A 13,277-nucleotide genomic window follows, 5' to 3' on the forward strand; every position below is an offset into this window, starting at 1 on the left:
CGCGCGGCGGCGGGTGCAATGGCGGTCAGTGCATGGTGCGCCCGCCGTCGACGCTGAGCGCCTGCGCCGTCACGTAGCCGGCGTCGTCGGACGCGAAGTACGCCACCGTGCCCGGTATGTCGTCCGGGCGCTGCGTGCGCGCCATCGGCGTCATCGCCACGAAGCGCTCAGCCATCGCCTCGTAGCCGGCATCGACCATGCGGTCGGTCAGGGTCAGGCCCACAGAGACCAGGTTGCCGGTGATGCCTTCGCGGCCAAGATCGAACGCCATGGCGCGTGATGCCTTCGCGGCCAAGATCGAACGCCATGGCGCGCGTGAGCCCGCCGAGGCCGGCCTTGGACGCGATGTACGCGGCGCAGTTGCCGCGACCCGAGTAGACCGTGCCCGAGCCGATGTTGATGACCCTCCCCCAGCGCTGCGCGGCCATGTGCGGGTACACCGCCTTGGCGAAGAACCACGGCGCGGTAAGGTTGATGTGCAGGTTCGTGTCCCACACCGCGCGGTCGAGCTGGTGGAACGGCACGTCGATGCGCTCGCGCGGAAACTGCCCGAGCGTGACAGCGGCGTTGTTGACCAGGATGTCCACCTTGCCGAAGCGCGCCGCGGCGGCCGCCACTGTCTGCTGCACCGACGCCTCGTCCCCCGCATCGCAGCGCTGCCAGAACACCGCCCGGCCGCCCTCGTTCCCAAGCGCGTTTGCCGTGTCGCGCAGCACCGATTCGGTGGTGCCGCAGATAGCGAGTTCGGCGCCGTCCCGGTACAGGCGCTCGCTGATCGCCCGCCCGATGCCGCGCCCGCCGCCGGTGACCAGCGCCACGTGGCCTGTGAGTCTGTCGGTCATGGTCGGATCCTCCTCGGCTCGTTGGTGGAATCGCGCGTCTTCGCCGGTGGTTTGCGGATCGACACTCGGCGTACCGACGGTTGGCGCGCGCGCCGCGCGTGCGGATGGTTACACTCGCCGGCGGACCCGCACCCCGACGCCGTGGGCCGCCACGATAGCGCTGCACGTCTCCCGTTTCACCCGCACCGGAACCGCCCCGTCGATGACCTGAAGCCCAGCCCGTTCCAGAGGAGGAACCCGCCATGAACCGTCCCGCCGAAGCTTTCGTTGACACGGCCGAGCTTGCGGCCATGGTGGTGGACGAGCCTCACGAGGGCCGCTTCGACGTGCAGCGGCGGATTTTTCACGATCCGGCCGTGTTCGCCCTGGAGATGCAGCGCATCTTCGAGCGCACCTGGGTGTACCTGGCGCACGACAGCCAGCTGCCGCGGCCGAACGACTTCTATTCCACGCAGCTTGGCCTGCAACCGGTGCTGCTGACGCGCGGCGCCGACGGTGCCCTGCACGCGCTGGTCAACGCCTGCTCGCACCGCGGTGCCATGCTCACCGCCCGCCAACGCGGCAATGCCGCGAGCTTCACCTGCCCCTACCACGGCTGGACCTACGCACCGGATGGCCGCTGCCTGGCGGTCAAGGACCGCGCCGGCGCCAACTACCCGGCGTACTTCGATGCGCTGGATCACGACCTGAAGTCCCTGCGCGTGGACAGCTACCGGGGCTTCATCTTCGCCACGCTGAACCCCGACGCGCCGTCGCTTGGCGAGTTTCTGGGCCCGGCGCGGGTGTTCATCGATCTGTTCGTCGAGCAGTCCCCGGACGGGCTCGAACTCGTGCGCGGGCGCCACGCCTACACCTGCGACGCCAACTGGAAGCTGCAACTCGAAAACCCGGACGCGTACCACTTCGTGCCGGTGCATCTGAGCTACATGAACCTCGGCCGGCGGCGCCTGGAAACCTCGGACGAGCTGCTCAAGACCATCGACGTGACGCGCATGGAGCAGATGCCGGGCGGCATGTACGACCTCGGCAACGGCCACGCCGTCGGCTGGACGCAGATGCCGAACGGCGACGAGCGCCCACTCGCGCAGCAGCGCGCAGCGGTGGAGGCGCGCTGCGGCGCCGACCGGGCGCGCTGGATGATCGACTGCGTGCGCGCGCTGCTGGTGTTCCCGAACCTGTGGCTGATGGACCAGGCCTCGACCACGGTGCGCGTGGTGCGCCCGCTGGCGGTGGACCGCACGCGGCTCGATGTGTTCTGCATCGCGCCGCGCAACGAGCCGGCCGCCGCGCGCACGCTGCGCCTTCGCCAGTTCGAGGACTTTCTGGGGCCGGCGGGTCTTGCCACGCCGGACGACCAGACCGTGATGGAGCACTGCCAGCGCGGCTATGCCGGCACCGCCGTGCCCTGGCAGCAGGGCTACGCACGCGGCGCGGGCGGCCTCGCCTGGGGCGGCGACGCCGCGGCGGGCGAAATCGGCCTGCAACCGGTGGCGAGCGGCGGCATCACCGACGAGGTGCTCGCCCACGGCGCGTATCGGCAGTGGCGGCGGCTGATGATCGGCGCCGCGTGAGCGGGTGCCGGCCGCGACGGGATTGAGGCGCCATCAGACAGCCGACTTCGGAGCACCACCATGAACGCGAACAAGGCCTTGTGGGAGAAGGGCGACTTCACCGCCATCGCGGCGCTGATGCGTGACTCCGGGCAGGCGCTGGTCGCCTCGCTCGGCATCACGCCGCCGCTGCGGGCGCTCGATCTTGGCTGCGGGGACGGCACCACCGCGCTGCCGCTGGCGCGGCTCGGCGCCGAGGTGGTCGGGATCGACATCGCGAGCAACCTGGTCGCAGCCGGCAACGCCCGCGCCGCCGCGGCGGGCTTGCACAAGCTGTGCTTCGAGGAAGGCGATGCCTGCGATCTGCAGGGTGTGGCCGACCATTCCTTCGACCTCACGCTCAGCATGTTCGGCGCCATGTTCGCGCCGCGGCCGCTCGACGTGGCGCGCGAGATGGTGCGCGTTACCCGGCCGGGCGGGCGCATCGTGATGGGCAACTGGATTCCGAACGACCCGACCTCGTTCGTGTCGCAACTGCTGAAGATCAGTTCGGCCTTCACCCCGCCGCCGCCGGAGGGCTTCGTCAGCCCGATGACCTGGGGCGTCGAAGCCCACATCGTGGAGCGCTTCGGTGCTGCCGGCGTGGCGCCAGAAAACATCTCGACGGAACGCGACACCTTTCTGTTCGCCGCGCCGGACAAGGGTCCGGCCGACGTGGTGGAGCTGTTTCGCCGCTATTACGGCCCGACCATGAACGCCTTCGACGCCGCCACCAGGAACGGCACCGAGCAGGACCTGCACCGGCAACTGCTGGAGCTCGCCCATGCGCAAAACCGCGCGGCCGCCGGCAGCGGGGTGGCAATCCCGGCCACCTTCATGCGCGTGAGCCTCGCGCTGTAGCGCGCGCCCTTCACGACGCAGGCTTGTGCCCCCAGGCCTGGAACAGCAGCGGGTGGATCACCAGCGTGCCGGGGTGGTCCAGGTGCGCGCGCAGCGCGGTCGCCAGTTCCGTCATCTCGTCGTCGCCAAGCAAGCCGGCGGCCACGATCTTGTCGCGGTGCAGTTCGGCAAAGCCGATCAACAGGTATTGATACAGATCGCCCGGCTTCCAGGTCGGGGCGAAGGCCTTGTAGCCGACGTCCACCAGCCCCGCACGGCGCAGCAGCGCCGGCATGTGACGGCCGATGTGGACGTCCAGGCCATGCGCCTGCCGAACCGCGGCGGTGGCGGACACCAGCTTGTCCCAGGCCGGGTGCGGGGGCTCGCACACCCACGACACCCAGTCGAGATCCTGCACCGCCACCACACCGCCGGGGCGTGCCAGCGCCGCCATCTCGCCGACCACCGCGTCGCAGTCGGCGACGTTGATCAGCACCAGCCGCGCGTGCACGAAGTCGAACGACGCGCGCGGCAGGCCCGAGCTCTCGGCCTCCCCCGCCACGATCTGCACGTTGTCGAGTCCCCGCTCGGCGATCGAAAGCTGCGCCCAGTCGCGCATCTGCAGGTCGCGGTCCAGACCTACCACCGAGCCGCTAGCGCCGACGCGCTTGGCCAACAGATCGAGGATGCCAAGCGGGCCGCAGCCAACTTCCAGTGCACGCTGACCGGGCGCAATGCCGACGTGATCCAGCAGCCAGATCGCCTGCTCCCGGAACAGCTCGCCCTGGCGCAGCAGCCGCTCGCGTTCATCGGCACTGTTGCCGAGCAGGTACTCGGTGGATTCAGTCATCGCTGGCTCGTCGTGGATGAAGGGTGGAAATGCTAGCGGAGGTTCAACGGCAGGTGCTCTGCAGCGCGCCCGGGTGGACCCACGGCCGACCGTTGGCAGCTCCCCAGCCGTGACGGCTACAGTAGGCGCTGCCTCGCCAGCTTTCGACAACCCAGGAGACAAGTCCATGTCCGCGCTCAAGCTGTCCGACATCGCCGGGGCCGCGCTGGACGCCGCCCGCACCTGGCCTTGGGTGCTGGCGCCACTCACGCTGCCGCGCGGGCAGGCTTACATCCTGCAACACGTGCTGCGCAACCGGTTTTTCAGCTCCGTCATGCGGCCGGCCTGGATGAGCCGCTGCCCGGATCAGGCGATCGTCCGCCGCACCATCTCGCAAATGGGCGAGGAGCTGGTTTACGACCCGGCCATCGGCGCCGCGCACACCAAGATACTGTGGCAGATGGGCCGCAATGTCGGCCTCGCCGACGCCCAGATGGATGCCACCATGCCCGAGCCCGAGACTGCCGCCGCGCTCGCTCTGCTGGAGCACCTCGCGCGCGACTGGCACTGGACGGTCGGCTGGCTCGGCTCGTCCATCGACGAGTTCGTGCTGACGGCGCTGCCGGGGCACAATTTTCACCCCGACCGCTGGATCGAGCATCTCGGCCTCACCGAGGAGCAGGTGTTCTTCTTCCGCTACCACCTGTCGGCTGACCTTGAGCACGCCGGCATCAAGGTGTGGCGGCCGATGGAGCCGTGGCTGACGCCGGACGTCGAGGCGCAGATTCGTCGCGGCCTGCCGCTGATTCTGGAAGCGCAGCGGCTGTTCTATGCCGGGGTGGAGCGCCAGGCGGCGGGGCTGGCGCAGGCGTGAGGCAGCGCCCGGCCATTTGACATGTCAATGCATGCCAGCGGCGCGCACCTGCGGCCGGTGGAACTGCGAGATACCACGCAACAAGACGCGCAGGTCGCCAAGGTGGGCTGCCCGCGCCTTGCGCGGGTCCGGCGTCGGGCGGTCATCCGGCCCAAAGGTGCCCGCATCGGCGATAGCACTAGCGGCCAATGGGTACACCGCCTTGTAGTCGGCCCCGATCCAGGCCACGCTCGACCAGTCAGACACCACGGTCGCGACCCGCGCGGGACCGCCGCCCAGCAAGTCGTGGCCCAGCGATAAATCGGCCGCGTCGTTACGTCCGCCAATGCGCGCCATCACCGTCGCGGGCAGGTCAAGGTGACTGCTCATATGCTCCACGCGCGCCGGCGCCACGCCAGGCACGTGCAGCAGCAGCGGCGTGCGAATCTGCTCGTCCACAAAGCTGGAGTTGTGGCCCCAGCGCCCCTTCTCCATGAACTCCTCGCCGTGGTCACCGGTGACCACCACGATGGTGTTGTCCAGCAGGTGCTGTGCCCGCAGCGCCGCGAACACCCGCCCCAACTGGCTGTCGAGGTGGTTGCACGCGTTCAGGTACCGGTTGTGGATCTGGCCGATGTCCCGCTCAAGGGACACAGTCGCGTAGTTGAAGTCTTCCAGATACGGCCGAAAGACCGCGTTCTCGGGCGGGAAGTAATACCGCGCATGTGCCGACTCGAAGAACATGAACGCCATGAACGGCCGCCCATCCAGCGCCGACCGGGCACGCTGCACATACGCCAACAGCTCGTCGACATTGGCCCGGTCGCGCTGCCAGCCGGCGCCCTGCGTCTGCTCGTGCAGGGCAGTGCCCGGCAGGCCGGCAAACACCGTGCGATCAAATTCCGGGTAACTGAAGCGTGCGCTAGTCCAGGCCTCGATGCGGTAATTCAGGTGCTCCAGAGCCTCCATCAGCACCGGCTGGCGGTTGGCCGCCAGCACCGGGAACCAGTCGCTGCCGTACAGCCCGTAAAACATTCCAAACAGGCCCATGCGCGTGCCGTTGCCGCTGCTGTAGTGGCGGTCGAAGCGCACCGCGCTGGCGGCGAACGCGCTGGTAGCAGGCATGACCTTGGGGTTGAGCGCGTCCGCCCGCAGCGATTCCGCCACCAGCCAGATGATGTTCGGCAGCCGGGCGGGCGGCTCGATCCGCAGCGGCGCGCGCGGATAACTGAGCGTCCCGGAGGCCGCGTGCAAGCGGGTGGTTTGCCGTGGCGCCGGCATGAAACCGAGCGCCTGCGCTGCGTGACGGAAGGTCGTCGGCTGGTAAAACGGAATGGCGACTGCGGCATTGCCGACGCCGACCTGCCCGGTGAAGTGGCTGATGCCGTACACGAGGCGCTCGCCGACCGCGCACAGCAACAGCACCGCCACCAACGCCCGCCGACCGGAACGCAACGGCGGCTGACGCCGCGCCCAGCGCAGCAGAAGCGTATTTGCAGCCAGCACCAGCAACACCATCACGGCGACTGTGAACCACGCGCTGTCGTCGGCCCCCATCGACTCCAGCCCACCGGGGGTGGTGACCAGGTTCCACGCAAAACCGTTCAGGTGAAACCCGAACATGCGGTAGATCAGCCAATCGACTATCAACCCCAGTTGCACCAGGCTGCTGATCACGACCAGCAGGACACCGCCCATCGCACGCGCGCCATCCGCGCCAAGCACCGGCACCAGCAAGCGACCCAGCAGCGGCACCAGCAACAGCGGCAGCAGAAACAGCGCCGCATAACCCGCCGCGGCCGCGACAAAAAAGCCGACGGCCACCGGCCCGGCGAGGTGCACATTGAGGGCCTGCACCAATATCAGCGCCAGCACTACAGCCAGGCTGGTGCCCCAGAACCGAAACGGCAGACGCGACAGTGCGTGGTCAGTCAAAGGGCACTCCCCGTGCGGTCAGCGCAGCGCCGGGCTGCGGGTTCGTGATCGGTCGGCGCATGCCGAGCATGGGCCGTCCAACGTGGCGCGCGCCCGCCCAGCGGGCGGTCCCCGCTGCGGCCGGGGCCGCCACCGGGCAGCTTGGACACCCGGCGCAGCGGCGCGTTCACACAGCTGCTGCGCCTACGCCACAGGCGGTCACTGCGGCATTACCACCGCGTCGCAGTCCACCTCGACCAGGATTTTCGGGTCGAAGAAGCCGGTCACCTTGACCAGCGAGGTGGCCGGATCGATGCCGGTGAAGAATTCGAGATGCGCCCGGCCGATGTCCCAGATGTAATTCATGTCGGTGAGGTAAATGCGCGTGCGCACCACCTGCTCCATGCGCCCGCCAAGCGCCTCCACGCTGCGTTTCACGTTCTCCAGCGCCTGGCGGGCCTGGGCGTAGGCGTCGCCCTCGCCGACTACCTCGCCGTCAGCGCCGCGTCCCGGCGTGCCGGACACGGCGATGAAGTCGCCGACGCGGCGCGCCTGCGAGTAGGCGAATTTTTCGGCGAAATGCGGCGGGGCGGGTACGGTGCGGTTGGCCATGGTGTTCTCCTCGGGTTGTGATGGGCGGCGCGGCGCCCGCGTGAAGGGCGAGTCCTATACTGCCGAAGCGGCCCCATTTTGACCCTGCCCCATGCCCTTCACCATCCCGAACGCGCTCAGCATTGCGGGCTCGGACCCGTCCGGCGGCGCCGGCATTCAGGCCGATCTCAAGACCTTCTCGGCGCTTGGCGTGTACGGCATGGCGGCGCTCGGCGGCCTCACGGCGCAGAACACGCGCGGCGTGACGGCGCTCCAGCCGCTGCCGGCGGCGTTCGTCGCGGCGCAGATCGACGCCGTGTTCGAGGACATCCGCGTCGATGCGGTGAAGCTCGGCATGCTGGGCGACGCGGACGTGGTGGCGGCGGTCGCGGGCCGCTTGCGCCACTGGCGCGCGCGCAACGTGGTGCTGGACCCAGTGATGGTGGCCAAGAGCGGCGCCGCGTTGCTGGCCGATTCCGCCATTGAACGCGTGCGCACCGACCTGCTTCCGCTCGCGACCATCGTCACCCCCAACCTGCCGGAAGCGGGCGCGCTGCTCGCCTGCGAGCCGCCCGCCGACCTGCCGGCCATGCGTGAGGCGGCGCGGGCGCTGCACGCGCTCGGTCCCGCCTGGGTGCTGCTCAAGGGCGGCCACCTGGCGGGCGATGACTGCACCGACGTGCTCTACGACGGCCGCGAGTTCTCCGAATTCCCCGCCCGGCGCATCGCCACCGCCAGCACCCACGGCACCGGCTGCACGCTGTCGGCCGCCATCGCCGCCGGGCTCGCGCGCGGGCTAGACGTGCCGCAGGCAGTGGGCGCGGCCAAGGAGTACCTCACCGCCGCCATCGCCGCGGCAGGCGCACTCAATGTCGGCCACGGCCACGGGCCGGTGCAGCACTTCCACGCGCTGTGGCGCTGAGGATCGAAACGCACCCGGCGGATACTGCACGGCACAACAACGACCGAGGAGAAACCCGAATGACCGAGCCCCTGCTGCACTACGAACTGCGCCCGGACCACATCGCGGTGCTGACCATGAACCGCGCGCACAAGATGAACGCGCTGAACGCCGAACTCGCCGGCGCGCTGGTGGATGGCCTGGGTCGCTTCGAGGCCGACGCCGACGCCTGGGTCGGCATCCTCACCGGCACCGGCAAGGCGTTCTGCGCCGGGGCGGATCTTGAGAACATGCGCGTCGGCAGCGCCGACGGCGGCGACTGGGTCGGCGCGGTCGATCACCTGACGCCACTGTTCGAGGCGCTGGAGGGCGACCGCAAGCCGCTGATCGCGGCCGTCAACGGCTTCTGCATGGGCGGTGGCCTGTCGCTCGCGCACGCCTGCTCGCTGATCGTCGCGGCCGAGTCGGCCCGCTTCGGCATGCCGGAGGCGGCGGTCGGCGTGCCGAATTTTTCCTACTTCGATCTCTGGAAAACCGTCGGCTACCGCCGCGCGCTCGAACTCAGCCTCACCGCCGATCCCTACCCGGCTAGCCACATGCTGACGATCGGCTTCGTCAATCAGGTGGTGCCGGACGCCGAGCTGATGCCGGCGGCGCTCACGCTCGCGGCGCGCGTGGCCAAGAACGCCCCGCTCGCCACCGCCGGCGCCGAGGCCGGCATGAAATTCACCCTGCGCCACCCGCGCGAGGCCTGGGCCGCGGCGGCACCCGACATCTGGAAGCAGGTGCTGAAAAGCGATGATTTACGCGAGGGGCTCGCGGCGTTCGCGGAGCGCCGCAAACCCGTGTGGGGCAATCGGTAGCCAATCACACACCGAGAGGAGAAAGCCATGGCCGACGACGCACCGAAAATTGAGGTCGAGTTCTTCCACGACGTGATGTCGTGTTGGTGCTTTCACGCCTCAGAGCGCCTGCGCGCGCTGGTGGCCCACCAGCCGGACATCGAGGTGACACACCGCTCGTGGCCGCTCGCCACCGACCCCAGCCTGATGACCAGGATTTTTCCGAGCAAGGACGCGGCGCGCGCCGAAATCTGCGGCCAGCACTGGAAGGACGCGCACGACGTAGAAAACGACCCGCGCATCGACTACCGGCTCATGATGACGCGCCGCTTCGACTACCCCTACTCCATGCCAAGCCAGCGCGGCTGCAAGGCGGCGCAGCAGCAGGGTGGCCAGGCCGCGCACTGGGATTTCTTCGACCGCGCGCAGCGGGCGCACCTGACCGAGTGCATCGACACCGCCGATCCCGCCGTGCTGGCGCAGTGCGCGCGGGACGTCGGCCTCGACGTCGCCCGCTGGCAGCGGGATTTCGAGGACACCGCGGCGCGCGACGCCGAGATTCACGCCGACATGGACATCGCCCGCCGCTACGGCATCCTGCGCGCGCCCACTCTGGTCGCGAACGGCCGCCACCAGTGCCACGGCGAGTTCTGGTCCACCTTCGGCCATCGCATCACCGCCGAGCGGCTCGAAACCTTCTTCAACGACATCCGCTTCGGCCGCAAGGTCGGCCGGGCCTGACCACCACCGCATCGCAAGGAGCACCGCCATGCAGAAACCGGACGAACTGATCCTCGAAGACGGCGCGCTGCAGCACCGCAGCATCTTCTGGGACGAGGCCATCTACGAGCAGGAGCTGAAGCACATCTTCGCCCGCGCCTGGCTGTTTCTGACCCACGAGTCGCTGATCCCGAACCCCGGCGACTACAACACCACGCGCATGGGCGAGGACAACGTGATCGTCATCCGCCAGGACGACGGCTCGATCCGCGCCTTCATCAACTCCTGCCGCCACCGCGGCAACACCGTGTGCCACGCGGATGCCGGCAACACGCAGCGCTTCACCTGCACCTACCACGGCTGGGCGTACGACCGCACGGGCGCGCTGGTGGGCGTGCCGCTGGAGAAGGAAAGCTGGTTCGGCACGCTCGACAAGGCGCGCTGGGGCCTGCGGCCGGTGGCGCAGGTGGCGTCGTACAAGGGCCTTGTGTTCGGCACGTTCGATGCCGGCGCGCCGCCGCTCGAGGACTACCTCGGCGACATGCGCTGGTACGTGGACAGTTTTCTCGACGTGCCGGGCGGCATCGAGCTGATCGGCCCGCCGATGAAGTCGATCCTGAACTGCAACTGGAAGACGCCGACCGAGAACTTCGGCGGCGACGACTACCACTTCGGCTGGACGCACGCGGCGGGCGTGGCCGTCATCGGCGGGCCGCTGCAGGGCCTGTCCGGCAACGTGCCGCTGCCGCCGGAAGTCGGCTTTCAGGTCGGCTCCAAGTACGGCCACTGCTTCGGCTTCATCGAACAAGCCGCGGCCGGCCTTCAGATGCTCGACGAATGGCGCGCCGAGTACGCCAAGTGGCTCGCGGAGCGCACGCCCATCATGGAACAGCGCGTCGGCGCGCTGCGCACGCGCCTGTACAACGGCCACTGGAACGCGTCGTTCTTTCCGAATTGCAGTTTTCTGTACGGCACCAGCACCTTCAAGGTGTGGCAGCCGCGCGGGCCGCGCCAGCTTGAGGTCTACACCTGGACGCTGGTGGAGAAGGAAATGCCGCAGGCGCTGAAGGACATCCTGCACCGCAGCAACATCGCGGCATTCGGCACCGCCGGCATGCTGGAGAGCGACGACGGCGAGAACTTCGAGGAGTGCACGCAGACCAACCGCGGCTACATGACGCGCCAGGACTACTACTACACCGGCATGGGCGTGGGCCACGAGGGCCCGCGCGCCGACATGCCGGGCGTGGTGAGCGAGGTGCTGATGGCGGAAACTGGCATCCGCAACTTCTACCGCAGCTGGGCACGCATGATGCGCGGCACGCCCTGGCAGGACGTGGACGTCGCGGCGACGGCGCCACTGGCGCGCCTGCGGAGCGTGTGAGCATGAGCACCGCCCACGCACCGCAGCAGAACGCGCGCGCCGGCGAGCCGGTGGACCGCGACACGCATTTCGCCATCGAGCGGTTTCTGATCCGCGAGGCGCGCCTGCTGGATCAGGAGCGCCTGCACGAGTGGCTCGCGCTGCTGACGCCGGACATCCGCTACCGCCTGCCGGTGCAGGAAATCCGCTACCGCAAGGACCAAAAGCCCATCGGCAGCGCCACCGGCACCAACATCTACGACGACGACTACCGCTTGCTCGAAATGCGCGTCCGGCGCATGGACACGGGCCTGGTGTGGTTCGAGGACCCGAAAAGCACCGCCCGCCGGCTGATCACCAACATCGACGCCGAGTGGTCGGCGCGTGAGGACGAGGTGGACGTGTATTCGACGTTTCTGGTCTACCGCAACCGCCGCCAACGCGACGAGGCCTGGCTGGTCGGCTGCCGCGAGGACCGGCTGCGCCTGACGGGCGCCGGCTGGAGGCTCGCCGAGCGCACCATCCTGCTCGACCAGCGCGTGGTGCTCGACAAGAACCTGCACGTGTTCATTTGAGCGCCGTGGTCGTCTTGACCGGCACCTTCAGCACCTGGCCGATGCGCAGATGCGCGGTGGGCTTCAAGCCGTTGCGCGCGGCGAGCTGGCTCACCCGCAGGCGGTGGCGGGCGGCCACGCCACCCAGCGTGTCGCCACGGCGGACGGTGTAGCGGACCTCGGTCGGCGGCAGCGAGGCGCGCCCCACCTGGCGGCTCAGGCTCGCGATGCGCGTGTCGGCGTTGGCCGTGTCCGCCGGCAGACGCAGGTCGTAGCCCTTCGGCAGCAACTGGGTCTGTTCCCACACGCCGCGCCGCAGCGCCGGGTTCAGCGCCCGCAACTGCGCGCGATCGATGCCGAGCTGCGTTTCGACCGCGCGCAGCGGCAGATACGCGGGTAGCGAGACTTCCTGCATCTTTGCCGGCGGCGCCTTGGCAATCGGCCCGAAGTGCGGCTCGGGGTCCGCGGACAGCGCCTGCGCGGCCAGAAACGTGGGGTAGAAATTGCGCGACGCGAAGCCGAACGCCGGCCCGTCGTAGCGCTCGATCAGCACCGCGATGTCGTCGGTGCCCATGGTGTTGACGGCCCGGCGCATGCCACCGCGACCGTGGTTGTAGGCGGTCAGCGCCAGCGGCCAGGTGCCGAGCGCGTCGTAGTTGCCACGCAGCAACCTGGCCGCGGCAACCGTGGCGGCGTGCGGGTCGTAGCGCTCGTCGACGAACTGGTCGATACGCAGAAATAACCGCCCCGTGCTCGCCATGAACTGCCACAAACCCGCCGCCCCGACGTGCGACCCCGCCATCGGGTCGAAGCCGGATTCCACATACGGCAGCGCGCCGATTTCCTGCGGCACGCCGTGCTGGCGCAGCGTGCTGCGGATATGCGGCTCCCAGGTACCGGCGCGGCGCAGCGCCGCCGTGAAGCGGTCCGATTGCCCCAACTGAAACCGCACCCGCTCGGCGGCGGCGCGCAGCTCGGCGGATGACGCCCCCTGCCACAGCGCCTGCACGCGCCGCACTTGCGGGTCCGAGTGGTCGGCGCTGCCATCGGCCAGCGCCAGCAGGATGCGCCGGATGGCCAGCCGACGCGGCTCGACCCGCGCCTGCCGGGTGCGCCGATCAAGCTCCCCGGACCAGCCGATGGTCTCGTACACCACGCCGAGCTGGCGGTCGTCGTGCAGGAAGCCGCCACGCGTGTCGACCTCGGTAAACACGCGGCTCCAGAACTGCACCGCAGGTTCGAGTGCCGCCGGTCGCGGCAAGGCGGGCGGGGCGGCCTGCGCCAGGCCGGCGCAGGTCACGAGAAAACACCACAGAAAACGCGGCCGCATGCGATTTGGGTAAGTCCTGGTGGCCCGCGCGGACATGCGGGGACCCTTCGTGTCACAGTGTGCCGGTGCCCACGCGGTGCACTCAAGCCAATCGACAACACCGAGGAGA

Annotated in this window: 14 protein-coding genes; 8 read left to right on the forward strand and 6 right to left on the reverse strand. The window is 69.2% G+C overall.

All coding sequences use genetic code 11. The features are described 5' to 3' along the window. Positions 1 to 25 precede the first annotated feature (25 nt). Both AB7F93_RS00230 and AB7F93_RS00235 read right to left on the reverse strand, forming a co-directional pair. Entirely contained in the window at positions 26 to 175 is a 150-nt protein-coding gene (locus AB7F93_RS00230) for an SDR family oxidoreductase (RefSeq protein ID WP_428300855.1), read from the reverse strand. After that, positions 168 to 842: an SDR family NAD(P)-dependent oxidoreductase gene (locus AB7F93_RS00235; protein WP_428300856.1), complete on the reverse strand. Its 675-nt coding sequence runs from the start codon at positions 840 to 842 to the stop codon at positions 168 to 170. The genes AB7F93_RS00230 and AB7F93_RS00235 overlap by 8 nt, the downstream gene beginning before the upstream one ends. Positions 843 to 1,084: 242 nt before the next feature. Between AB7F93_RS00235 and AB7F93_RS00240 the strand changes: the two genes are divergently transcribed. Both AB7F93_RS00240 and AB7F93_RS00245 read left to right on the forward strand, forming a co-directional pair. Next, on the forward strand, positions 1,085 to 2,413 hold the full coding sequence (locus AB7F93_RS00240) for an aromatic ring-hydroxylating oxygenase subunit alpha (RefSeq protein ID WP_428300857.1): 1,329 nt from the start codon (positions 1,085 to 1,087) through the stop codon (positions 2,411 to 2,413). Between the two features lie 60 nt (positions 2,414 to 2,473). Further along, the gene (locus AB7F93_RS00245; protein WP_428300858.1) at positions 2,474 to 3,292 is read left to right on the forward strand and encodes a class I SAM-dependent methyltransferase; all 819 of its coding nucleotides are present in this window, start codon (positions 2,474 to 2,476) and stop codon (positions 3,290 to 3,292) included. A 10-nt stretch (positions 3,293 to 3,302) separates the two neighbouring features. On the opposite strand, the gene AB7F93_RS00250 is transcribed toward AB7F93_RS00245, so the two are convergent. After that, positions 3,303 to 4,121 carry a methyltransferase domain-containing protein gene (locus AB7F93_RS00250; protein WP_428300859.1) on the reverse strand — a complete coding sequence of 273 codons (819 nt, stop codon included), beginning with the start codon at positions 4,119 to 4,121 and terminating at the stop codon, positions 3,303 to 3,305. Between the two features lie 166 nt (positions 4,122 to 4,287). Between AB7F93_RS00250 and AB7F93_RS00255 the strand changes: the two genes are divergently transcribed. Further along, positions 4,288 to 4,974, forward strand: coding sequence for an iron-containing redox enzyme family protein (locus tag AB7F93_RS00255; protein ID WP_428300860.1), 687 nt, complete (start codon positions 4,288 to 4,290; stop codon positions 4,972 to 4,974). Between the two features lie 24 nt (positions 4,975 to 4,998). Here the strand turns inward: AB7F93_RS00255 and AB7F93_RS00260 are convergent, their stop codons facing one another. Both AB7F93_RS00260 and AB7F93_RS00265 read right to left on the reverse strand, forming a co-directional pair. Beyond that, the gene (locus tag AB7F93_RS00260; protein WP_428300861.1) at positions 4,999 to 6,888 is read right to left on the reverse strand and encodes a sulfatase-like hydrolase/transferase; all 1,890 of its coding nucleotides are present in this window, start codon (positions 6,886 to 6,888) and stop codon (positions 4,999 to 5,001) included. A gap of 198 nt (positions 6,889 to 7,086) precedes the next feature. Further along, positions 7,087 to 7,479 (reverse strand): Rid family hydrolase, encoded by a 393-nt coding sequence (locus tag AB7F93_RS00265; RefSeq protein WP_428300862.1) that lies wholly within the window; start codon positions 7,477 to 7,479, stop codon positions 7,087 to 7,089. 91 nt (positions 7,480 to 7,570) lie between these two features. Here AB7F93_RS00265 and thiD point away from each other — a divergent pair, with 91 nt between their 5' ends. Genes thiD through AB7F93_RS00290 form a run of 5 tightly spaced genes read left to right on the forward strand, consistent with a single transcriptional unit; the run spans position 7,571 to position 11,859 of the window. Continuing rightward, positions 7,571 to 8,380 (forward strand): bifunctional hydroxymethylpyrimidine kinase/phosphomethylpyrimidine kinase, encoded by an 810-nt coding sequence (thiD, locus tag AB7F93_RS00270; protein WP_428300863.1) that lies wholly within the window; start codon positions 7,571 to 7,573, stop codon positions 8,378 to 8,380. Positions 8,381 to 8,439: 59 nt separating this feature from the next. Next, positions 8,440 to 9,222: an enoyl-CoA hydratase/isomerase family protein gene (locus AB7F93_RS00275; RefSeq protein WP_428300864.1), complete on the forward strand. Its 783-nt coding sequence runs from the start codon at positions 8,440 to 8,442 to the stop codon at positions 9,220 to 9,222. A gap of 27 nt (positions 9,223 to 9,249) precedes the next feature. Further along, complete coding sequence (locus AB7F93_RS00280; protein ID WP_428300865.1) at positions 9,250 to 9,942, forward strand: DsbA family oxidoreductase; 693 nt, start codon at positions 9,250 to 9,252, stop codon at positions 9,940 to 9,942. 28 nt (positions 9,943 to 9,970) lie between these two features. Then, the gene (locus AB7F93_RS00285) at positions 9,971 to 11,305 is read left to right on the forward strand and encodes an aromatic ring-hydroxylating oxygenase subunit alpha (protein ID WP_428300866.1); all 1,335 of its coding nucleotides are present in this window, start codon (positions 9,971 to 9,973) and stop codon (positions 11,303 to 11,305) included. 2 nt (positions 11,306 to 11,307) lie between these two features. Then, positions 11,308 to 11,859, forward strand: a complete 552-nt coding sequence (locus AB7F93_RS00290) for an aromatic-ring-hydroxylating dioxygenase subunit beta (protein ID WP_428300867.1) — start codon at positions 11,308 to 11,310, stop codon at positions 11,857 to 11,859. Here AB7F93_RS00290 and AB7F93_RS00295 read toward each other — a convergent pair. Beyond that, positions 11,852 to 13,168 (reverse strand): transglycosylase SLT domain-containing protein, encoded by a 1,317-nt coding sequence (locus AB7F93_RS00295; protein ID WP_428300868.1) that lies wholly within the window; start codon positions 13,166 to 13,168, stop codon positions 11,852 to 11,854. The genes AB7F93_RS00290 and AB7F93_RS00295 overlap by 8 nt on opposite strands. Between the last annotated feature and the right edge of the window lie 109 nt (positions 13,169 to 13,277).

It is taken from the genome of Immundisolibacter sp. (assembly GCF_050250495.1).
In the GTDB taxonomy this organism is placed as follows: domain Bacteria; phylum Pseudomonadota; class Gammaproteobacteria; order Immundisolibacterales; family Immundisolibacteraceae; genus Immundisolibacter.